Source organism: Vibrio cortegadensis (assembly GCF_024347395.1).
Taxonomy (GTDB): Bacteria; Pseudomonadota; Gammaproteobacteria; order Enterobacterales; family Vibrionaceae; genus Vibrio; species Vibrio cortegadensis.
Genome location: NZ_AP025472.1, coordinates 2,162,306 through 2,184,141 on the forward strand (window position 1 = coordinate 2,162,306; position 21,836 = coordinate 2,184,141).

The window sequence follows — 21,836 nt, forward strand, 5'->3', positions numbered from 1 at the left end:
ACGATAATAAGTCTCAATATGAGTACTTTAAACCTCAATACTATTTCAATGTCTTACAGCTTAATCGCCAACTCAACCCCTTGACGTATTGCTCTTACGGCATCCAGTTCTCCGGCATGATCCGCCCCACCAATTACATGAAGTTTTTCCCCTAAATCATGCCATTTGTCTTCAAACGGACGCACCGATTCCTGACCTGCACAAATGACAATTTTATCAGCCTCAAGTAACTGCGGCTTACCTTTAATCGAAATGTGTAACCCTTCGGCATCAATTTTGTTGTAACTGACCCCGCCCATTAAATTCACACCACGTTTTTCTAATGTGCGCTTATGGATCCATCCTGTCGTTTTACCCGGCCCTTTTCCTACTCGTCCTACTTTACGCTGTAAAACCCATACCGTTTTATCACTGAATGAATCTGGGTATGGATATAAGCCCCCCGGATGTGACATCTCTTTATCAATACCCCAATCATGCAACCAGTCATCTAAATTATGTCCGGCAGGCTCAGTTAACATGGTTGCGACATCAATACCGATGCCTCCAGCACCAACAATCGCAATTTTTTCACCCGTTGGTGTTTTTTCTTTAATCAATGTTTGATAATCAACAACTTTATCGGGATCATCAATACCGTCAATTTTCACTTTACGCGGTTCAACCCCAGACGCCATCACCACTTCATCATAGTCACTAAGCATCTCAAACGTTGCTTCAGTATCCAGCTTCAAGTTCACACCTGTCTCATCAATACGGTTAGCAAAGTATCGAATGGTCTCTCTGAACTCTTCTTTTCCTGGGATCTGCATTGCCAAGCGGAATTGACCACCAATTCGATCATTTCGCTCAATGAGATCCACTTGGTGCCCTCGTTCAGATAAGGTGGTTGCACAAGAGAGCCCCGCTGGGCCAGCCCCAATGACCGCGACACGTTTTTTCACTTCAGCAGGCTGAACGACAATCTCGGTTTCATGACATGCTCTCGGGTTGACTAGGCAACTGGCTCGTTTCGCTTTAAATACATTATCGAGACACGCTTGATTACAACCGATACAGGTATTAATAAATTGCGCATTATTTTGCTCAGCTTTTAATACAAATTCAGGGTCGGCAAGGAATGGACGCGCCATTGACACCATATCGGCTTGCCCAGTGCTTAATATTTTTTCGGCTTCGTCCGGCGTATTGATTCGATTACATGTGATCACTGGTACTTTTAGATAAGGTTTTACTTTTTCAGTGACCCAAGAGAATGCTGAGCGCGGTACTTGCGTGGCAATCGTTGGAATTCGTGCTTCATGCCAACCAATGCCCGTATTAATAATGGTGACACCTGCTTCTTCTAGTGCTTGCGCAAGCTCAACAACATCTTCAAATGTACTGCCCTGCTCAACCAAGTCGAGCATGGATAAACGGAAAATAATGATGAAATCTTTTCCGACGGCGGCACGAATTGCTTTCACTATCTCTAATGGGAATCGAATGCGTTTTTTGTAGCTACCGCCCCAATCGTCATATCGCATATTGGTGCGTTTACAGATAAATTGGTTAATCAAATACCCTTCTGATCCCATCACTTCTACACCGTCATACCCTGCAAGCTGTGCAAGTTCGGCGCTGTTTGCGAAGGCATCAATGGTTTTTCTGATTTGACGAGGGCTCATTTCGCTTGGAGAAAATTTAGCGATAGGCGCTTTCATGCCAGACGCACTTTGAGCAAAAGGGTGCATCGCGTAACGACCAGCATGTAAAATTTGCAGTGCTATTTTCCCACCATGTTTATGCACGGCTTCAGTGACCACTTGATGAGCTCGCGCATGTTTTGGCTTACTAAACTCCGCACTTAATGGATGTAAACGTCCACGTAAGTTTGGTGAGAAGCCCCCAGTCACTATTAGTCCAACACCGCCTTTAGCGCGTTCTTCATAAAACGCTGCGAGTTTTTGCAAACCTTCTTTGTGCTCTTCTAAACCTGTATGCATTGATCCCATCAAAACGCGATTTCGCAATTGAGTGAATCCAAGATCTAATGGCTCTAATAAATGTGGGTACATGGCTGACATCACTTTTCATTCTAGTTTTTGTGGTCTGACCACAATATTACTCACAAGACAAAAAATCAAACATTCGTTTACAATTTTGTAACACCGATCATCTTGTTCTACTTTCAAATAGCAACAAAACATTGAAAGAGAAGCTAAAATAAAAAGTAATGGTTGATAATCACATAGATAAGAATCAACGCTGGCGTGTCAATCTTGAGGTGGTTTGCTTCAAACAATTAACGTAGGATAAGTAACTAATATTATTGAGTTTACTCTCCAACTAATCATCAGCACTCATCCATATGAGTTGTGGGGACCCGATGAAAACAGTATTTAACTTTATACGCATGATTTTTAAAGGTATTTGGAAAGCCATTACTTTTATTCGTCTTGCTCTGGCTAACCTGCTCTTTTTGCTCAGTATTGCCATTGTTTATTTTGTCTATTTCCATGGTAATGCCGAACAACCGCAAGTACAGAAAGAGTCAGCACTGGTTCTTAATCTTTCTGGGCCGATTGTGGAGCAAAGTCGCCAAATCAATCCAATGGATTCAGTCACAGGCTCACTGCTTGGACAAGATCTTCCAAAAGAGAATGTGCTTTTCGATATTGTGGAAACCATCCGAGCCGCAAAAGACGATGAAAAAATCACAGGTATTGTGCTCGCCTTGCGTGAATTACCAGAAACCAATTTAACGAAGTTGCGTTACATCGCTAAAGCACTCAATGAGTTTAAATCTTCAGGTAAACCTATTTACGCCATTGGCGATTTTTATAATCAGAGCCAATATTATTTAGCCAGTTATGCCGATAAGGTTTATCTGTCTCCTGATGGTGGCGTAATGATCAAAGGGTATAGTGCTTACTCCTTATATTACAAAACCTTACTAGAAAAGTTAGACGTCAATACCCATGTCTTCCGTGTCGGTACATATAAATCAGCCATTGAACCTTTCATTCGCGATGATATGTCAAAGGCAGCGAAACAATCTGCATCACGTTGGTTGACTCAATTATGGGGCGCGTATGTTGATGACGTATCCAATAATCGCCAAATAGATGTCAAAACACTGAACCCTTCAATGAAAGAGTTCCTTGCTCTGATGAAATCCGTCGATGGTGATCTTGCAGCTCTCTCTTTGAAACTAGGTTTAGTGGATGAACTTGCGACTCGACAACAAGTTAGAGCAGCAATGGCTGATGTATTTGGCAGTGATGGTAACGACAGCTACAACGCTATGGGGTATTACGAATATCGCACCACACTTGCACCACAGCTCAATACTGCGAGTGACGATATTGCAGTGATCATTGCAAGTGGCGCTATTCTTGATGGCCAGCAACCACGCGGTACTGTCGGTGGAGACACAACAGCCGCTCTACTTCGTCAGGCTCGAAATGATGACAAAGTTAAAGCGGTGGTTTTACGTGTTGATAGCCCGGGTGGAAGTGCGTTCGCATCAGAAGTTATTCGCAACGAAGTTCAAGCGATTCAAGCGTCTGGAAAACCCGTAGTTGTATCTATGTCTAGTCTTGCTGCTTCTGGTGGCTACTGGATTTCCGCGGGGGCCGATCAAATTATGGCTCAGCCGACAACATTGACTGGATCGATTGGTATTTTCAGTGTGATCACGACGTTCGAAAAAGGCCTTAATAAGCTAGGGGTATACACTGATGGCGTAGGAACATCACCATTCTCCGACGTTGGGATCACGAAAGGTTTATCCAAAGGCGCAGCCGATGCCTTCCAACTAGGAATTGAACATGGCTACAATCGCTTCCTTGGGTTAGTTGGTGAGAGCCGTAACATGTCCCGTGAACAAGTGGACTCTGTCGCTCAAGGCCGAGTTTGGACAGGCCAAGATGCATTGAAACATGGCCTGGTCGATAAAATGGGTGATTTCGATGATGCTGTTGCGCTTGCTGCTGAGCTAGCACAATTAAGTGAATACAATATTTACTGGGTGGAAGAGCCACTTTCACCAGCAGAGCAATTTATACAGGAGTTTATCAATCAAGTTCAGATATCCGTTGGGCTAGATGTTAATTCTTTGCTTCCTGCGAGCATTCGCCCTATCTCAGAACAATTAACTCAAGACGCTCAATTACTCAACAGTTTTAACGACCCTAAAGGGCAATATGCTTTTTGTTTAAACTGCCAAGTTCAATAATAGTTAACTGAGTATCAACTATTGAATAAAAGGGGGGCCTCTATGTGAGGCTCCCCTTTTTATTGCGTGACGATTGGATATATAATCGCAGCCCTGTTCCCTACATAACATTAAGTGATTTCAAGCTATGGCTAGAAAACATATCTATATCGCCTACACAGGCGGAACCATCGGCATGCAAAAATCAGATCATGGCTTTGTTCCTGTCGCTGGTTTCATGGAAAAACAATTACAAAGCATGCCTGAGTTTCATCGACCAGAAATGCCAGATTACACGATCCACGAATACGAACCTCTGATCGATTCTTCAGATATGACACCAATGGATTGGCAACAAATTGCTGATGACATTAGAGAAAACTACGATAAGTATGATGGGTTCGTTATTCTTCATGGTACTGATACCATGGCATATACCGCTTCGGCCTTATCGTTCATGCTTGAGAACTTAGGCAAACCAGTCATCGTAACGGGTTCACAAATCCCTCTGGCTCAGTTACGTTCTGACGGTCAAGCTAACTTGCTTAATGCGCTTCATATTGCAGCCAACTATCCTATCAATGAAGTGTCGCTCTTTTTCAATAATCAATTGATGAGAGGTAATCGTAGTACTAAATCTCACGCAGATGGTTTCAGCGCATTTACTTCACCAAACATGCCAGCACTACTAGATGCAGGGATTAACATCCAGATAAACAGCAGCATTACGGTCAACCAGCAACCTGAAGGCGCTTTTAAGGTTCACGATATTACACCTCAACCTATTGGTGTAATTACAATGTACCCAGGCATTTCACACGAAGTCATTCGCAATACATTGCTACAGCCTGTAAAAGCGATGATCTTACTGACTTTTGGAGTAGGTAATGCACCACAGAACCCTGAGTTGCTAAGCCACTTAAAAGATGCGTCTGAGCGTGGCGTGATTGTGGTCAACCTAACGCAATGTTTGGCAGGAAAAGTCAATATGGGGGGTTACGCTACAGGCTGTGCTCTTGCAGAATCAGGAGTGATTAGCGGCTTCGACATGACCCCAGAAGCGGCGTTGGCTAAGTTACACTTTTTACTTAGCCAAAACTTGAGCTATGACGAAATTAAAACCAAAATGCAGCAAGTTCTGCGTGGTGAAATGAGCCTATAAAATAGTACCCACACTACCGTCATGACACACAAAAAAGGGTTGATGAACGTATTCATTAACCCTTTTTTATTAAGCTTAGTATTAGAAATGGCGTATTAGCCACGACTCACGTTCATTCTCACGATATCACTTTGATCGGCTTGAAACTGTTTTTTTAATTCAGCTTTCGACTTAAAGCTAATATCACCACCAGCCGCAACTGTCATATGTTGCGCATCTACATTATGCTTAGATTGATACAACATCACAGCTTGCATACATGAATCTCGCTGCTCTTTAGAAAGTGATGTACCCTCAGGCCACTTGCCTGTTTCTACAGCAAAATTTAAACGTTCGTAAACTTCAGGAGTCATCGCGTCGAGTAATTGTTCTGGGTTCATAATGCACCTTATATTGACCACTTGCAGACAGAACATAACCCGTTGATAAACTGAGTCAAGGATTGTTAAAAAAATAAGTCTATTCGATCACAAGAGAGTAACAATGAAAACTCTAAAATGGCTAGTCGCTCTTTCTGTACCACTCATCGTTAGTGGCTGCTTTGAAAATAATAACACCACAGAAAAACTGTGTAATAACAACCCAGATCTACGTTGTGACCAACTCAATATGAATGATGGTCAATGCCGTTTACCGAGAACGGATCTTATCTGGCACCGATTTGAAGTGAAGAAAAACCCAACGGATGACAATAAAATCAAAGAGTATGAATTTGTCGCTGCTTACAGTAAGTGTCTAGAACTCGCATCTCAAATCGCCCCTATCGATCAAACTCTTTTGAAACAAAAACGTTTTAACGCTCTGATACACAGCATCGCGGAAAAAGAACGTATTGCCGGAGAGTTAACAAACTCTACCGCGCCCAACACGCTCTATTTTTTATGGAGCCAAATTGGCAGTGACAATGCCCGTAGAAAATTTTTGCGCTTAGAAGGGACAAAACAACTCGAAACCGCTGAGCTACAGTACGCACTTGCGACCTTCTACACGACTCGTGATAAACCGAAAACCATTTCTTTGCTGCACAATGCCCTCGTCTTAACCAAGCCAGGTAAGTTAAATAGCGAAATCGTAAAATCGCTTGCGAGCATTAACCAGTCTCTTGGGTATTCTGAGCACTCTTACATTTGGGCCATTGTCGGTAAAGAATTTGAAGTTCCCATTGCTTCTGAACGCGACTTACAGCGAATGTATGGTTTTGATCAAGAAAAAGTCGACCGACTCAACACCATCGCTGAAAATATCGCAGACGAGATAAAAGACGGTAACTATTCTCGAAACATGCTGCCTAAAATAGACAAGCTGCAATAAATACTATGCGATCAGTTGAACCTATCGTTTAATAAAGCATTGAAAGAATGAGACAATAAGCGGTGAATTATTCACCGCTTTTTTCTTTTTTGTTGAAAACTAACGACACCGAGTTGACACAAAATCTTTCATTTGTTGTTGGAGGCCCATCAGGAAAAACGTGACCTAGGTGGCTATCACATGCAGCACAGCGGATCTCGAGTCGCTTCATTCCGTGACTTGTATCCTCTAAATATCGGATCGCTTCATCATTGATCGGCGCATCGAAACTTGGCCAACCACAACCAGAATCGTATTTATTATCTGAGATAAACAGTGGCGACTGACAGCAGGTGCAGCAATAGATACCCGTCTCTCTATTGTGCAATAATTTTCCAGAAAAAGGCGCTTCTGTTCCTTGTTCCCGACAAACCTTATATTCGGTATCAGACAAGGCCTCACGCCAGTGTTCATCAGGCTTTCGCATCTTATTAACATCATTATTCATGTTAACATCTCTCCATATCTGCAATTAGTTCATTCATTATTTTGCATAAAAACTTGCACCAACGGCCTTTTGTAGCACATACTTTCTTTCCGTGACACATTGGACACAAAACATTTAAATTGCTTTATCATTTTAGGGCATTTTACCCCAACTGGAAGAGCCCCGAACAGGCGTTTACGTTCAAAAAGTAATCATTTGCATAAGAATGTTAAGAAAAGCGGTGCTTTTTTTTGACTTTAAACAAGTTAAGACGGATTATCTATTGCAGATGGTAACTGGGTTCTGTAATTTTACTACCAGTTATCTTAAATCAGAAATTAAGTTGTGGAGCAACATAATGACTATCAAAGTTGGTATTAATGGTTTTGGTCGTATCGGCCGTTTCGTATTCCGTGCAGCACAAGAACGTAATGACATCGAAGTTGTAGGTATTAACGACCTTATCGATCTTGACTACATGGCTTACATGCTAAAATACGATTCAACTCACGGCCGTTTCAACGGTACTGTTGAAGTTGAAGGCGGTAACCTAATCGTTAACGGTAAAACTGTTCGTGTAACAGCTGAGCGTAACCCAGAAGAACTTAAGTGGGATGCAATCAACGTAGACGTTGTTGCTGAAGCTACTGGTCTTTTCCTAACAGACGAGACTGCACGTAAGCACATCACTGCTGGTGCTAAGAAAGTTGTTCTTACTGGTCCTTCAAAAGACGCAACTCCTATGATCGTTATGGGCGTTAACCAAGACACTTACGCTGGTCAAGATATCGTTTCTAACGCTTCTTGTACTACTAACTGTCTAGCTCCTGTAGCTAAAGTTCTTAACGACAAGTTCGGTATCGAATCTGGTCTTATGACTACAGTTCACGCTACTACAGCAACTCAAAAAACTGTAGATGGCCCTTCTGCTAAAGACTGGCGCGGTGGCCGTGGTGCTTCTCAAAACATCATCCCATCTTCAACTGGTGCTGCTAAAGCTGTAGGCGTTGTTCTTCCAGAACTAAACGGCCTTCTAACTGGTATGGCTTTCCGTGTACCAACTGCTAACGTTTCTGTAGTTGACCTAACAGTTAACCTAAAAACTGCTGCATCTTACGAAGCGATCTGTGCTGCTATGAAAGAAGCATCTGAAGGCGAACTTAAAGGCGTTCTTGGTTACACTGAAGACGCAGTTGTATCACAAGATTTCATCGGTGAAGTTCAAACTTCAGTATTCGATGCTAAAGCTGGTGTTGCACTAACTGACAAATTCGTTAAAGTTGTATCTTGGTACGACAACGAAATCGGTTACTCAAACAAAGTTCTAGACCTAATCGCTCACATCTCTAAGTAAGCATTAGTTTAGACTTTCTTTGAAAGCTAACTTGAAAGGTTTTCGAATCTTTTAAGTATAAAGGGCGACTTAATTGTCGCCTTTTTTGTACCTGCTATTTAGCATTAACCTCAGAAATCAGAACTAACTGCTAACTGCTAACTGCACATTTTAAAGCTTAGGATCGTCTTGCAATATCTCGGTTCAATACTGCAAACACACATTTACTAAAATGCATTCGATTGCCCATGTGCACGTCGGCAATCGAATGCAATCTTACTCAAGGAGTATCTAATGACTTTACGCCACTTTCCAACAGTGTCAGTTCTATCTGACAACGTCACCATCATTGAAAAAAACGGTATTAAAATTGTTCGAGTGATCCACGAAAAAGCAGAAGCAGGTATTTCTTTGCACGGTGGGCACGTCTTATGGTTCAAACCTCAAGGACAAGATGATGTCATTTGGCTAAGTGACAATGCAGAATTCGATACTGCAAAAGCATTTCGTGGAGGCATTCCTATCTGCTGGCCTTGGTTTGGTCGCATCGCCGCACCTGCTCATGGTTTTGCACGTACGAGCCAATGGACACTGATCGATCACCGAGAAAACCATCATGGCGTCATCGTTAGCCTAGGGCTCGAACAAAATGAGCGCACTCTTGCCATATGGCCGCATCAATTCCAAGCCCGCGTAAACATCGAAATAACAGAAACACTGAAAGTCACTCTGGATGTCAGCAACACCGATACCAAGCCATGGGTTTTCTCAGGAGCCCTCCATACCTACCTCAATGTTGGTGATATTCACCAAACTCAAACTACCGGTATGGGTTCTGAATATATTGATAGCCTACTTGATGCGAAAGTATGCCAAGGTGGAGATGTGCTAACACTCACCGATACCATTGATCGCGTTTACACCTCTCCAACGGATCAGATTGAAGTTCAAGATGACCAACTACAACGAACTCTTGTGGTTAAAAACCAAGGCGATAATTCAGCAGTATTATGGAACCCGTGGGCTCAAGGCGCTCAAGGTATGGGTGATATGACTGATGACGGCTACTTGACCATGTTATGTGTAGAATCGGCTTTACATGCCCCAAGCATCGAAATGGGTAAGACATTGCAGCCAGGTGAAAGCCACCAACTCGTTACTGAAATTTTAGTTAAATAATCCAATTGAATAACTCAATAAGCATAAAAAATGTTAATTGAATAAAATGAATTCGGCGAGAGAGCGTCGCCGTATTTATTGGTGACATGAGGCGCGGTTTTGGTAAACTTGCGCCTTATTTTTTAGTAGCAATATAACTCCCAAGGATCGTTATGGCTTATCAATGCCCACTATGCCAACAGGCTCTTTCGCAAGTAGACAAAACCTTTAAATGCGTCAAGAACCATCAATTTGATTTGGCAAAAGAGGGGTATGTAAACCTGATGCCGGCACATCATAAGCACAGTAAAAATCCAGGTGATAATAAGGAGATGATGCAAGCTCGTCGACGTTTTCTGGAAGGAAATCACTACGATCCTATGCGTCAAGAAGTCGCTCGCCTATGCCAATCATATTTAGCAGATACCAACCATCAACTTCTTGATATAGGTTGTGGCGAAGGTTACTACACCGATCAGATCGAACGAAGCATCACGGCTCAATCGCCAAATGCTCGCGTATTTGGACTCGACATCTCTAAAGTTGCCATTCGTTATGCAGCTAAACGCTACACTAATTGTCACTTCTCAGTAGCCTCAAGCCATCGCTTACCTTTCGCAGATCATTCTCTGGATGCCATTTTACGTATCTATGCCCCATGTAAAGCAGATGAGCTTGTACGCTGCGTGTCTGATCATGGTGTTGTTATCACCGTAACACCTGCTGGCCGTCATTTATATCAGCTTAGAGAGCGTATTTATGATGGAGTAAAGCTACACAGTGAAGAAGCAGAAGAGATTGAAGGCTTTGCGCTGGAGCATCAGCAAAAATTGAACTACATGATGGATCTGCCAGGCCAAGAGGCGTTCGACTTATTACAAATGACCCCTTTTGCTTGGAAAGCCAGCGATGAACTTCGACAAGAACTTAAATCAGCATCACTATTTCAGTGCGAAGCTGATTTTATGCTTAGAGTCTACCGCAAACAGTAAGGCTTTTATCAAAAAGTCAAAAAGGCTTTTGCTATTATTTGTCGAGAATGATACTCATTACTATTGATAAATATAATCGCCTCCATTATTATCACCATCTTATTTTTTGGAGGCGGCGCATATGCGTATTATTTTTATTTTTCTCACCACCCTACTCACAGGTTGCTCGGCAGCGTCTATTTTTAGCCCACAATCTGAAAACGTGCTCCACTCGGCTTCCGTCTCTGCGGTTCAAAATCAGCAAGTCGACACATTTTACGACTATCAACTTGCCACTCCGACTGGCCAAATACTGTCAATAAGTGCGCTTACTGAGCACATTACTGACGCCGATGTCATTTTAATTGGCGAGTGGCATACGCACTCAGCGATACACCGTTTTCAAACCGATTTGCTCAAACAGCTAAATACTCAAAAGGCCAATATCACTCTGTCGATGGAGCAATTCTCACGAGATTCACAACCTGTACTTAATCAGTATCTTGCAGGAGAGATTGGCGAACAACCATTCACGAAGCAAGCGAATGCATGGCCCAATTATGAAAGTGATTACCGTCCTCTCATCGAATATGCTAAGTCGAATCAGGTCGATGTGATCGCAGCAAACGCGCCAAAAGCCATCGTTCAGTGCATAGGGAGAGTTGGGCTAGAGTATTTAGAAACGCTTCCCGTTCAACAACGTCGCGACATTGCCGAAACGGTCGATAATTCTGCGTCTGAATATAAAGAAAAATTCATGGCATCACTGCACCACGGAACACCAGAGCAGACAGAAAAGCAGTACTCCGCACAGATTAGCTGGGATGAAACGATGGCAGAAAGTATCACCCATTACTTAGCTCAAAACCCTGACAAACAAGTGATGCACATTGCAGGAAAGTTTCATACTGAGGGTGGATTGGGCACCGCAACTTCAATCCTCAATCGTAACTCAGCATTGAACATTGTGGTGATCACGCCAGTTACTCAGCTTCAACCCAACAGTTCAGATTATCAACTGCTTGTTCTTGATCCCCCAACCCGTTTTGTTAAACCTGAAAATAGAATGAAAGCTTATAAAGCTCTCAGCCAACGCAACAAAGATCTGAAGTGTGACTAGCCCTTAATGATATTTCTCTTGGTGCCTATTCACTTAATAAGTAACAGGGCCAAGAGATACATCTATTTCCTTTCTAAAACTCAAATCCCCTCCTCTTACCTAATACCCATACGTTCAAGGTGGCTCATTTTTTGCACATTACCTTTCGAGCGTTTTTTATCCAAATTGAATCTAATTTACACAAGTTTTTCACGAACCTGTCGATATATTATCTGAAGGTTAGGAAAGGAGAGCACCATGACACCTGTAGGTATGAGTTCAGCAACAGTTAACACTCAGCAACAGATCAAGCCTCAAATAGACAGCGATAAAGCCAGTGCCGTTGCTACCTCGTTGAAAGTAGAGAAAAATACTGTCACGCTATCCAATGAAGGTAAGGCTCTCCTTGCTGCTTTACAAGAAATTGATAAAGAGAGCACTAAACCAGCAGAAGATAAAACGGTTGGAGAAAAAGTGGAGGCATTCACACATGGCGCACTTGGTATGGATAGTCCTGAAAAAATAGAAGAGGAGAAAGACAGCTCATATTCGGCAGGGCAATATCTTTCCGCAGCGGTAACCGTTGGCGGCATAATTTTAGCTTTAGCGTAACTCAGCTAAGTCGGGTTAACTGATTCGAACGATCTATTACACAACCTTATACGCTAATTTCGTTAATGGGTATCTCACCCAGAATTTGCCGTGAACGTAAACTCTTCCTTTTCTTAGCTTCCTCCCTCAAAAACAACAATCTCACACGGCAGCCATCACCTTACTTGTAAATAGCACAAACCGATAACCCACTCCTTGAATTTTCTTTTCTGTCATAATAGTTTTCTATTAGTTTATTAAAACTGTCACATATCAATGATTAACTAAGCCCGCTTTTATCAATAAGGAATAGAAAATGAAGCCGTTAATCAAACCACTTATCTTAGCCGCAGCAACCTATACGCTCTCCTTCTCTGCTCTATCTGCTGAGATAAAAAATGTCATCCTAATGATTGGTGATGGCATGGGACCGCAACAAGTTGGTTTACTTGAAACATACGCTAATCGAGCGCCGCACTCCGTATATAAAGGAGAAACAACGGCTATCTATAAGCTCGCTCAACAAGGCGTAATTGGATCATCATTAACTCATCCAGAAGATGCGATTGTGGTTGATTCCGCGTGTTCAGCTACAATGCTAGCAACGGGTATCTATACGGGTTCAGAGGTTATCGGTATCAACTCAAATGGCGATCATGTTGAAACCGTATTAGAACAGGCAAAACGCATGGGGAAAGCGACTGGGTTGGTGTCAGATACACGTCTAACTCATGCCACTCCAGCCTCTTTTGCGGCTCATCAACCTCATCGTTCTTTAGAGAATGATATTGCATCAGATATGCTACATACTGGTGTTGATGTCATGTTGTCTGGCGGATTACGTCACTGGATCCCGAAGTCGACGAATGACAAAAAACAAACTTATAAAGATCTACAAGCTCTGACAGGCGGTGATGTATACCTTAAATCAAAACGCAAAGATGAGCGAAATCTACTCGCTGAAGCCCAAACTGATGGCTACAGCTTAGCGTTTAACAAAACCATGTTAGACAGTGCTCAAGGCGATAAATTATTAGGTCTTTTCGCCTATTCAGGAATGAATGACGGCATCGCTTATACCAACTCGAAACGCGATCCGAACCGCACTCAACCTTCGCTTAAAGAGATGACAGAAAAAGCACTCAATGTCTTATCAAAAGATGAGGATGGTTTTTTCTTGATGGTTGAAGGTGGGCAGATCGACTGGGCAGGTCATAGCAATGATGCAGGAACAATGCTGCACGAAATGATTAAGTTTGATGAGGCGGTAAACTCGGTCTACCAGTGGGCTCAAGGTCGTGAAGATACCATTATTATCGTCACTGCCGACCATGAGACAGGCTCATTCGGCTTTAGTTACTCTTCAGATAAGTTACCAAAACCAGAAAAACGCACTGGCGAAGCTTTTGAGAAACGCAGTTATGCCCCTAACTTCAATTTCGGAAAGTTTGAAATTTTAGATGGCCTGTACAATCAAAAACAGAGTTATTACGGCATGATCAGCGCATTTGAAAAACTCGATAAAGCCCAGCAAACACCAGCAAAACTGGCAGAGATAGTGAACCAAAATAGTGAATTCCCAATTACAGAAGCTCAAGCGGCAAAAGTAATGAAGAGTAAGCCCAACCCATATAGACTTGCTGGCCATAAATATTTAGATGCCGAGAATGTACCAGCGATAAACGACTTTGATGCATTTTTCCCTTACAACGACCGTGGTAATTTACTCGCAAGAGAACAAGCAACTGGCCAAAACACCGTTTGGGGTACTGGTACTCATACGCACACGCCAGTGAACGTTTTTGCGTGGGGACCAGCAGAAAACATTATCCCAGTGTCAAAAATTATGCACCACTCTGAACTGGGGCAATATATTAAAGACCAAGTAAAATAATCAGGTCAAAGCGCTCTGAACGGAGCGCTTTTTACTTTAGAGTAGCCATACCGATAAAGTAGTCATACAGATCATATGGAAGAAAGTGTCTGTTACACACCTATTCAGGATTCTTGCTGACCTTTCACCATATGCAGATGAACATCTTGCTGTGGGAATGGAATCGAGATCCCCTCACGATCAAACCTCAGTTTAACCTCTTTCGTTACGTCCCAATACACATCCCAATAATCCTCAGTTTTCACCCAAGGGCGGACTATGAAATCCACAGAAGAAGTGTTCAACGTATGTACTTTAATTGCGGGCTCAGGCGTTCGTAACACAGCAGGATGGGTGGTAACAATGTCAGTCAAAACAGACTCCGCTTTTAGCAAGTCATCGCCATAGCCAATACCAAAAATCATATCGACTCGGCGAACTCTTTCATGCGTCACATTCTTAATCACATCACCCCATATCTTACTATTGGGCACAATAATAATTTGGTTATCAAAGGTTTTGATCGTTGTGTTAACCAAGCTCATATGGCTCACCTTACCATCGACTCCACCAGCAAAAACAAAATCGCCAACATCAAATGGTTTATAAATCAGCAGCATCATACCTGCTGCAAAGTTCGATAACGTATCTTGCAATGCAAAACCGATGATGACACCCGCGATACCGAAACCGGTCAGAACTGGTGTTAAATTAAGCCCTAATTGAGATAGCCCGACTAAAATACCGAGAACCCACACCACATTGCCCGATATGGTGATAAAAAAGTTCTGCATCAATTGCGATAATTTCAGGTTTTTTGATACAACCGCTTTGCTAGTGATCTTACGTACTAACTTTGCCGCAACACTGCTTGCAAACAGAATGAATACAAACACAAATAACTGGAAGACGTGCTGAGGCGCATTGTTCGCCACCCAACTCCAAAGGTCCGAAGACCAATTTGTCACCAAAGACCAGAGCACTTTACTGTCGAGTAAATCCTGAGTGATACTTCCCGTCACTTCAAACATCAAACGCTTATATTCTGAAGTATCAATATCAAGTTTATCGGCAATAGAGAGTATGGAGCGCAAACTATCAACCGCAATATCAAGTCGTTGATTGATGACTAACTGGCTCAATTGAAGCGACGCTTTTTCTGATTCAGGGCTCACCGCTAACTGTTTACCGACACTTTTGACCTGCTGGTTAAAATATTCAACAGATGCATAAGTCAACCTCAGCCGCTTTACTACCAACTCCCGATACATTTTCTCCGGTTTGCTTTCGTCCACCCCGAGGGATTTAAGCCATTCGATATTTTGCCAATTAGCCTCCACAACCGTATCAAGATAGGTTTGCAACTCTTGAGACTCGTTTAGCATTGCAAGCCGTTGTTCATCCGTGGCGGCATTTATTTTGTCATTAAGCGCTCGGATTTTCTCTTCTAAATAAATCGCAGCGCCTTGGGAGTATTTTTGCTGCATTTTAACTTGAGAAATCAGTTTATCTTTAGGGATGGTTCCTCGGCTAACCGCTCCAGCCAAAAAAGAGCGTAGATCATCATTTTTTTGGAACAGTTGAAGTTGAATCGCGTCTTTCTCATTACCTGTTGCGGTAGTTAATGCATTCGATAACTCTTGAATATCCTGATTAACTTGCGCAATATTTTGCTCCACTTTCGATAAAACCGGAGCCTCAACCTCAACCTCAACCTCTTCCTCGGCTAAGGCTCTAGGCATAACAAAAGTGGCAAGTAACACCAACAAACTAAAAAAAGAGAAAATTGAATAGCGACGGAAAAACGGTTCCATGACAACCTCACCTATGACAAGTCTTTGTTTCATATAGATAGTCTAAGTGTACACCACGAGTTCTAAATAAGTGGTGAATATTCGTTAGAGTTTAGTGAATAGTATTTGGGTGGACGAGAACTGGTATGAATCGAAAAAATAAAGCCAGTGGAATTATCCGCTGGCTTTATTTTAGAAATTTGGCTATCTATTGGGCTACGATATATCTTAGTGCATGTCTTTAGTTACGATTTGGGTGATTCAAAATGTGGTCCTCCCAATCAACCACATCAATTTCGTATACTACTTTATTTCGTACACTTTCACCCTCTGCGTGCATTGCAGATTTTGAACCTGTGATCAGTGGATGCCATGCAGGTAAAGGTTTTCCTTCCGCTAGCACTCGGTAAGAACAGGTTTCAGGCAACCAGTTAAACTCGTCAACTTTATCGCGAGTTAGCTTCAAGCACTCTTCACCAGATTCAAATCGGTTTGGGTAATCTTTACATGAACAGGTTTTGCTATTGAGTAAGCTGCACGCAACGTTGGTGTAGTAAACATCATCGCTATCTTCATCCATTAATTTATGCAAGCAACACTTCCCACAACCGTCACAAAGAGATTCCCACTCTTGTTCAGTCATTTGTCCTAGGGTTTTCTCTTGCCAGAATGGAGTGCTCATCAGTCTACTTCTTTACTTATTACGTGGGAGGCGATTTATACCGCCATGACACACAAAGTGCAAGGATAAAAAGTTATCCTCCTTGCTGTGCGCATGGATAATTTCTGCTACTATCGCGCCCCTTAATCATTTCAACTAGTACTTATTATGGATTGCAGACTCGGATGTGGCGCTTGTTGTATCGCCCCTAGCATATCTTCTTCTATACCAGGGATGGAAAAAGGAAAGCCGGCAGGAGTTCGTTGTATTCAACTTAACGATGACAACTTGTGCAAACTCTTTGGTAAGCCGGAACGACCAAAGGTGTGTCACGCTTTTAAAGCTTGTCCGGATGTTTGCGGGAAAACCAATCAACAAGCGCTAGACAACATCACGGAACTCGAACGAATCACCTAAAAAAATGCCGCTCTCGTTGAGCGGCATTTTTAGATTCGTTGTCGACCCAGTAGCGAATGAGACAATGTTGTGCCATCCACCAACTCTAACTCACCACCAACAGGAACACCGTGAGCGATTCGACTTGCGCCAACTTCATGGGCATGGCAAAGCTCAGCAATGTAGTGAGCCGTCGCTTCCCCTTCAACCGTTGGGTTGGTTGCTAAGATAACTTCTGAGATATCTCCACGACGTAAGCGATAATCCAGCGTATCTAAACCAATATCGCTCGGACCAATCCCATCTAATGGAGATAGGTGCCCCATTAAAACAAAAAATCGGCCTGAGAACTGGCCTGTCGCTTCAATGGCTGCGATATCAGCAGGGCTTTCCACCACACATAACTGTCCATTTTCTTGACGCTTTGGATTCGTACAAATATGGCATGTTTCTTCTTCTGTAAAAGTTCGACACTCATTGCAATGCCCTATTTCAGTCATTGCTTGAGAAAGTGCATCCGCGAGTTGCAGACCACCTTTTCTGTCTCGCTGTAACAAATGAAAGGCCATACGTTGTGCCGACTTGGGACCAACCCCAGGTAGACAGCGTAAGGCCTCCATCAAATGCTCCAGCATATGGCTAGTACGCATTATTTATATCGTTACTCTTAGAATGGCATCTTCATGCCTGGTGGTAATTGCATACCGCCAGTTACTGAGCCCATTTTTTCTTTTTGAGTCTCTTCAACGCGACGAGCAGCATCGTTAAATGCAGCAGCAATAAGATCTTCAAGCATCTCTTTGTCGTCTTCCATCAAGCTTTCGTCGATTTCAACACGGCGAACGCTGTGGCTACCAGTGATAGTAACTTTAACTAGACCAGCACCTGACTCGCCTGTTATTTCCATATTTGCAATTTCTTCTTGAAGCTTTTGCATGCGATCTTGCATTTGCTGGGCTTGCTTCATTAGGTTGCCCATACCGCCTTTACCAAACATGTTAATCTCTCTGGTTTATTGAGTTATGTTCAAATAGATGGGGTTGAATCATCGACTATTCAACCCGCATTCTGCGTTAAATTGGTCGAACACTATCGCGATCAAGCTCTGCCGCAAAGCGTTTTTCAATAAATTGTACGACTGAATCACTTTCTAAGCTGAGAAATGCTTGTTGAAGCTTCGCTTGATAGAGTTTTTCGCGTAGTTCCAAAGGTGTTTCACCTTCGTCACTGATCGTCACCGTTAGATGACACTCTTCAGCGTACGCAGTGTTCAGTGCTTGTAGTAGTTCACTCTGTGCACGATCGGTATTCAAGTGGGCTTGTGTCGCCCTTAAGTGAAGTTCAATCGACGAATCTGTTTTCTTAAATGACGAATTCAATGCGAGCTGCTCAACCAATTTAGGAATGTTTAACCCTTGAATGGTTGCAGACCAAGCATCTTCCCCCACAGATTCTTGCAGTAATTTTTCCACCATTTCTGGGGTTTTAATATGCTCTAATGCATTTTTTATCTGAGTCGGTGTAAGCTCTTTTTTCTCTTCAGCCACAATAGGTTTAGATGGACGCCAGCGATATGCTTCATCATCTGGTTTTTTATCTGTTTGCGGCGCATGAGTTTGAGAAAGTGGCGACACCAACTCAGAATTACCGTGCTTTTGCGCTACACGGTCTAATACTGACGTTTTTGCTGATGCCGCTTTAGCCTTTTTTACTGGAGAACCAGACGTTGGCTTGTCGCCGCTTTGATTGCGACGCTGAGAGCGTAACTGATGACGAAGGCTACTCACAGGGGACGCAGGCGTATTGCTCGCGGGCGCTTGAACAGGTCGTTCAGCCGGTCTCGTTACAGGCGACTCTTGTGCTGTACCTGAGTTCGCATAGGATTCATTCGCATGCTTGCCATCAGAATACGAGCTATCAGGGTACGGACTATTTCCATATTCTGGTGGTACGTTCCCATGATGGTAGTCACTCGGAGGAACATCATCATACTGCGGAACCATCTGATCATAATGCGGATCAGAGACAGGGGCTTGCGAAGCTTGATTGTACTGAGCTTGCGATTGCGGCGTTGGCACAGCCTGTCGTGGACTAGATGGCGCAGGAGTAACAGGAGCTGGCTGATCTTGACCAACAGACTGAGACGGTGCTCTTTGAGAAGCACTCGGCTGAGGCTCAGGTTTGCTGCGTAGCTCTTGCTGACTTGGCGCAGTTTCCAGTACAGAAGCTGCGGTATTGTCGCTGCTCGTAATAGCACTTGCTTCGACGCTTTGTGCGGGGCGAAATGCCATCATACGTAAGACAATCATCTCTAACCCAACACGTTCAGTTGGAGAGAGAGGTAAATCCTCACGACCTTTAAGTGCAATCTGATAATAGAGCTGTACGTCTTGCGGCGTTAAGCTTTTAGCCAACAACTCAATTTTAGCCGCATCAGGTTGGCTTTGATCCAGTGTTGATGGTAAAGCTTGGTACATAGCAACACGGTGCAACTGAGTAGACAACTGGCGCAGTAAGCCATCCCACTCAACACCATTTTCCGCAAGCGTTTGGATACTATCCATTGCCACTTGAGCTTGCTTGCTGCTAATCGCCTCTAACAAATGGATCGCTTGATCGGTATCAAGCGTACCTAACATATGAGCAACCGTATCAGTGATAATACTGCCATTACCCAAAGCAATCGCTTGATCAGTCAAGCTCAACGCATCACGCATACTGCCGTCAGCAGCGTGCGAGATCATGCCTAGAGCACGAGCATCTGCTGTGACTTGCTCTTGTTCTAAAATTCGGTCTAACTGCTGGTGAATATTATCAACGCTGATTGGCTTCAAATGGAATTGAAGACAACGAGATAAAATCGTCACCGGCAGTTTTTGCGGGTCTGTGGTCGCAAGAAGGAATTTCACATATTCTGGCGGCTCTTCTAACGTCTTTAAAAGCGCGTTAAAACTGTGCCTTGAGAGCATGTGAACTTCATCGATCAGGTAAACCTTAAATCGACCACGAGCCGGTTTATACTGAACGTTGTCGAGTAGTTCTCGAGTATCTTCAACCTTAGTACGAGACGCTGCATCAATCTCTAATAAATCAACAAATCGCCCTTCATCAATTTCACGGCATGTAGAACATTCACCACAAGGTTCGGAAGTAATTCCCGTTTCACAGTTTAGCCCCTTAGCAAAGAGGCGACCGATGGAGGTTTTTCCCACACCTCGAGTGCCACTGAACAGGTAAGCATGGTGCAACCTATTCTGGCTAAGTGCGTTCTCCAATGCTGTAAGAACATGGGCTTGACCAACCACTTCATTAAATTTGGTTGGACGCCATTTTCGCGCTAAGGCAAGATAACTCATTAACTAATTTCCAACGAATTTGTATATAACAACGTTTTCATTCTTACGATTGGCAGATTAATGCCCTTCAAATTCGCAAATGCTGTATACGTTCAGGTCTAAACCTTGAAGGCGCTTCTCACCACCAATTTCTGGCAAGTTGATAACAAAAGCAGCATGCTCCACTACACCACCTAATTGGCGGATAAGCTTAGTTGTCGCTTCAATAGTGCCACCAGTCGCCAGCAGGTCATCAACAACAAGAACTTTATCACCTTCCACAATCGCATCTGTGTGAATTTCTAGTGTATCAACACCATACTCTAGCTCATAAGTTTGCGCGATAGTGTTGCGAGGCAGTTTTCCAGGTTTACGAACTGGGACAAAACCAACCCCTAATTCTAAAGCAAGAGGAGCACCAAATAGGAACCCACGAGCTTCCGTTCCTACCACTTTGGTAAAGCCCATGCCTTGGTATTTTTCTACCAGCAATTGAATTGTTGCGCGGTATGCCGCTGGGTCTTCCATCAAGCTTGTTACATCACGGAATAAAATGCCCGCTTTTGGGTAATCTTGGATGCTTTTGATACTTGATTTGATCAGAGAAATTGTTTCTGTAGTCATAATAATAAATTTACTTAGATTGGCTCATTACATCCTAAATATTATTTTTTTATCGCAAGGGGTAAAGAACGGTTAGTTCTCAACAGTTATCAATAAGGCTGAATATTCATAATGCTGAAAAAACAAACGCCCACTTCGAAAAGCAGGCACATTTCTACGTAATGCTAGTGATTTTCTTGCCGGTTAGCAACTGGCTCGTGCACTGGGATACGAACAAACCAAGTGATCAGCACCACAAGCATAGCAATCAGGGTAAATTTCACCCAAAGAATCGGGGCAATGAAGATAGAAAAAGAGAAACTCAACAGAATGAGAACCAAACCGCGCATTTTAACTTTGCTCGTAACAGCGCCGTTTCTTTGCCAGTTTTCTAGAATGGGGCCAAGCGTTTTTTGAGTATGCAACCAGTGATGGAACCGAGGACTACTGCGGACAAAGCAAGCACTAGAAAGCAATAAAAAGGGTGTGGTAGGTAAGAGTGGCAGCACGATCCCCACGATACCCAGTAGAAGACTAAGGCCACCAATCACATTCAATCCTAAATGCCGAATACTGATGATGACCTCCTATCTGCTCAACATGAGCTTAAATTGACGTAGTATCGCTTAAAAAACAGCGTAACCATTGAATATACGAATCCACGTCAGTGTTGCAGGTAGTGTCGGAATTAGCAATGCTGCCACTAACCCCAAAAAATAAAAAATATTATACGGTTCGTTAAATGTTTCGTTGTCTGCCATGAGCTCTTCCAGATGTAGATGTTTCACTTTCCCACTCAATACCGTTAATCAAAAGTTAATGGGTTGAGTATTAATTGTTTTAGGTGGCAGACTATACCTGAAAGCAATTAACAGAAAAACCGACG

General features: G+C 43.0%; 20 protein-coding genes. 10 read left to right on the forward strand and 10 right to left on the reverse strand.

The genetic code is table 11. The annotated features are described in order from the left end of the window. Window positions 1-53 precede the first annotated feature (53 nt). Complete coding sequence (locus OCV39_RS10155) at window positions 54-2,066, reverse strand: NADPH-dependent 2,4-dienoyl-CoA reductase (RefSeq protein WP_261888419.1); 2,013 nt, start codon at window positions 2,064-2,066, stop codon at window positions 54-56. Between the two features lie 302 nt (window positions 2,067-2,368). On the opposite strand from OCV39_RS10155, the gene sppA reads away from it, so the two are divergent. Continuing rightward, window positions 2,369-4,219: a signal peptide peptidase SppA gene (gene sppA, locus OCV39_RS10160; protein WP_136994325.1), complete on the forward strand. Its 1,851-nt coding sequence runs from the start codon at window positions 2,369-2,371 to the stop codon at window positions 4,217-4,219. Window positions 4,220-4,346: 127 nt separating this feature from the next. Continuing rightward, window positions 4,347-5,360 carry an asparaginase gene (gene ansA, locus OCV39_RS10165; protein WP_113799886.1) on the forward strand — a complete coding sequence of 338 codons (1,014 nt, stop codon included), beginning with the start codon at window positions 4,347-4,349 and terminating at the stop codon, window positions 5,358-5,360. A 95-nt stretch (window positions 5,361-5,455) separates the two neighbouring features. Here the strand turns inward: ansA and OCV39_RS10170 are convergent, their stop codons facing one another. Further along, window positions 5,456-5,740 (reverse strand): YeaC family protein, encoded by a 285-nt coding sequence (locus OCV39_RS10170; protein ID WP_017053090.1) that lies wholly within the window; start codon window positions 5,738-5,740, stop codon window positions 5,456-5,458. A 103-nt stretch (window positions 5,741-5,843) separates the two neighbouring features. On the opposite strand from OCV39_RS10170, the gene OCV39_RS10175 reads away from it, so the two are divergent. Continuing rightward, entirely contained in the window at window positions 5,844-6,671 is an 828-nt protein-coding gene (locus OCV39_RS10175; protein ID WP_261888420.1) for a DUF2989 domain-containing protein, read from the forward strand. A gap of 67 nt (window positions 6,672-6,738) precedes the next feature. Here OCV39_RS10175 and msrB read toward each other — a convergent pair whose 3' ends face one another. Next, window positions 6,739-7,176 carry a peptide-methionine (R)-S-oxide reductase MsrB gene (gene msrB / locus OCV39_RS10180; protein WP_261889506.1) on the reverse strand — a complete coding sequence of 146 codons (438 nt, stop codon included), beginning with the start codon at window positions 7,174-7,176 and terminating at the stop codon, window positions 6,739-6,741. A gap of 319 nt (window positions 7,177-7,495) precedes the next feature. Between msrB and gap the strand changes: the two genes are divergently transcribed. The 6 genes from gap (at window position 7,496) to OCV39_RS10210 (ending at window position 14,183) form a co-directional block, all read left to right on the forward strand. Next, on the forward strand, window positions 7,496-8,491 hold the full coding sequence (gene gap, locus OCV39_RS10185; protein WP_029203427.1) for a type I glyceraldehyde-3-phosphate dehydrogenase: 996 nt from the start codon (window positions 7,496-7,498) through the stop codon (window positions 8,489-8,491). A 273-nt stretch (window positions 8,492-8,764) separates the two neighbouring features. Next, entirely contained in the window at window positions 8,765-9,649 is an 885-nt protein-coding gene (locus OCV39_RS10190; protein ID WP_017053086.1) for a D-hexose-6-phosphate mutarotase, read from the forward strand. A gap of 152 nt (window positions 9,650-9,801) precedes the next feature. Further along, window positions 9,802-10,620, forward strand: a complete 819-nt coding sequence (gene rlmA / locus OCV39_RS10195; RefSeq protein ID WP_113799880.1) for a 23S rRNA (guanine(745)-N(1))-methyltransferase — start codon at window positions 9,802-9,804, stop codon at window positions 10,618-10,620. Window positions 10,621-10,741: 121 nt separating this feature from the next. Further along, on the forward strand, window positions 10,742-11,719 hold the full coding sequence (locus tag OCV39_RS10200; RefSeq protein WP_261888421.1) for a ChaN family lipoprotein: 978 nt from the start codon (window positions 10,742-10,744) through the stop codon (window positions 11,717-11,719). 237 nt (window positions 11,720-11,956) lie between these two features. Then, window positions 11,957-12,310, forward strand: a complete 354-nt coding sequence (locus tag OCV39_RS10205) for a hypothetical protein (RefSeq protein ID WP_017053083.1) — start codon at window positions 11,957-11,959, stop codon at window positions 12,308-12,310. A 295-nt stretch (window positions 12,311-12,605) separates the two neighbouring features. Next, a complete protein-coding gene (locus OCV39_RS10210) occupies window positions 12,606-14,183 on the forward strand; it encodes an alkaline phosphatase (RefSeq protein WP_261888422.1) in 1,578 nt (525 codons plus the stop codon). Window positions 14,184-14,287: 104 nt separating this feature from the next. Here the strand turns inward: OCV39_RS10210 and OCV39_RS10215 are convergent, their stop codons facing one another. Next, window positions 14,288-15,976 (reverse strand): mechanosensitive ion channel domain-containing protein, encoded by a 1,689-nt coding sequence (locus tag OCV39_RS10215; protein WP_390903249.1) that lies wholly within the window; start codon window positions 15,974-15,976, stop codon window positions 14,288-14,290. Between the two features lie 220 nt (window positions 15,977-16,196). Continuing rightward, on the reverse strand, window positions 16,197-16,637 hold the full coding sequence (locus OCV39_RS10220; RefSeq protein WP_017053080.1) for a YcgN family cysteine cluster protein: 441 nt from the start codon (window positions 16,635-16,637) through the stop codon (window positions 16,197-16,199). A 147-nt stretch (window positions 16,638-16,784) separates the two neighbouring features. Here OCV39_RS10220 and OCV39_RS10225 point away from each other — a divergent pair, with 147 nt between their 5' ends. After that, window positions 16,785-17,033, forward strand: a complete 249-nt coding sequence (locus OCV39_RS10225; protein WP_084654963.1) for a YkgJ family cysteine cluster protein — start codon at window positions 16,785-16,787, stop codon at window positions 17,031-17,033. 29 nt (window positions 17,034-17,062) lie between these two features. Here the strand turns inward: OCV39_RS10225 and recR are convergent, their stop codons facing one another. The 5 genes from recR to OCV39_RS10250 form a co-directional block, all read right to left on the reverse strand. Further along, complete coding sequence (gene recR / locus OCV39_RS10230) at window positions 17,063-17,662, reverse strand: recombination mediator RecR (protein ID WP_029203426.1); 600 nt, start codon at window positions 17,660-17,662, stop codon at window positions 17,063-17,065. 17 nt (window positions 17,663-17,679) lie between these two features. Then, a complete protein-coding gene (locus tag OCV39_RS10235; RefSeq protein WP_113799868.1) occupies window positions 17,680-18,009 on the reverse strand; it encodes a YbaB/EbfC family nucleoid-associated protein in 330 nt (109 codons plus the stop codon). A gap of 76 nt (window positions 18,010-18,085) precedes the next feature. Beyond that, the gene (gene dnaX, locus OCV39_RS10240; RefSeq protein WP_261888423.1) at window positions 18,086-20,368 is read right to left on the reverse strand and encodes a DNA polymerase III subunit gamma/tau; all 2,283 of its coding nucleotides are present in this window, start codon (window positions 20,366-20,368) and stop codon (window positions 18,086-18,088) included. 57 nt (window positions 20,369-20,425) lie between these two features. Continuing rightward, a complete protein-coding gene (gene apt / locus OCV39_RS10245) occupies window positions 20,426-20,971 on the reverse strand; it encodes an adenine phosphoribosyltransferase (RefSeq protein WP_017053076.1) in 546 nt (181 codons plus the stop codon). A gap of 164 nt (window positions 20,972-21,135) precedes the next feature. Further along, complete coding sequence (locus OCV39_RS10250) at window positions 21,136-21,501, reverse strand: YbaN family protein (protein WP_017053075.1); 366 nt, start codon at window positions 21,499-21,501, stop codon at window positions 21,136-21,138. Window positions 21,502-21,836: the final 335 nt, after the last annotated feature.

Coding starts and splice junctions, on each gene's coding strand:
- OCV39_RS10155 (WP_261888419.1), bottom strand. CDS start 2,066: ATGTCAGCCATGTACCCACATTTATTAGAGCCATTAGATCTTGGATTC.
- OCV39_RS10175 (WP_261888420.1), top strand. CDS start 5,844: ATGAAAACTCTAAAATGGCTAGTCGCTCTTTCTGTACCACTCATCGTT.
- OCV39_RS10210 (WP_261888422.1), top strand. CDS start 12,606: ATGAAGCCGTTAATCAAACCACTTATCTTAGCCGCAGCAACCTATACG.
- apt (WP_017053076.1), bottom strand. CDS start 20,971: ATGACTACAGAAACAATTTCTCTGATCAAATCAAGTATCAAAAGCATC.
- OCV39_RS10200 (WP_261888421.1), top strand. CDS start 10,742: ATGCGTATTATTTTTATTTTTCTCACCACCCTACTCACAGGTTGCTCG.
- OCV39_RS10225 (WP_084654963.1), top strand. CDS start 16,785: ATGGATTGCAGACTCGGATGTGGCGCTTGTTGTATCGCCCCTAGCATA.
- sppA (WP_136994325.1), top strand. CDS start 2,369: ATGAAAACAGTATTTAACTTTATACGCATGATTTTTAAAGGTATTTGG.
- dnaX (WP_261888423.1), bottom strand. CDS start 20,368: ATGAGTTATCTTGCCTTAGCGCGAAAATGGCGTCCAACCAAATTTAAT.
- recR (WP_029203426.1), bottom strand. CDS start 17,662: ATGCGTACTAGCCATATGCTGGAGCATTTGATGGAGGCCTTACGCTGT.
- OCV39_RS10235 (WP_113799868.1), bottom strand. CDS start 18,009: ATGTTTGGTAAAGGCGGTATGGGCAACCTAATGAAGCAAGCCCAGCAA.
- gap (WP_029203427.1), top strand. CDS start 7,496: ATGACTATCAAAGTTGGTATTAATGGTTTTGGTCGTATCGGCCGTTTC.
- rlmA (WP_113799880.1), top strand. CDS start 9,802: ATGGCTTATCAATGCCCACTATGCCAACAGGCTCTTTCGCAAGTAGAC.
- OCV39_RS10170 (WP_017053090.1), bottom strand. CDS start 5,740: ATGAACCCAGAACAATTACTCGACGCGATGACTCCTGAAGTTTACGAA.
- OCV39_RS10220 (WP_017053080.1), bottom strand. CDS start 16,637: ATGAGCACTCCATTCTGGCAAGAGAAAACCCTAGGACAAATGACTGAA.
- OCV39_RS10190 (WP_017053086.1), top strand. CDS start 8,765: ATGACTTTACGCCACTTTCCAACAGTGTCAGTTCTATCTGACAACGTC.
- ansA (WP_113799886.1), top strand. CDS start 4,347: ATGGCTAGAAAACATATCTATATCGCCTACACAGGCGGAACCATCGGC.
- OCV39_RS10215 (WP_390903249.1), bottom strand. CDS start 15,976: ATGGAACCGTTTTTCCGTCGCTATTCAATTTTCTCTTTTTTTAGTTTG.
- OCV39_RS10205 (WP_017053083.1), top strand. CDS start 11,957: ATGACACCTGTAGGTATGAGTTCAGCAACAGTTAACACTCAGCAACAG.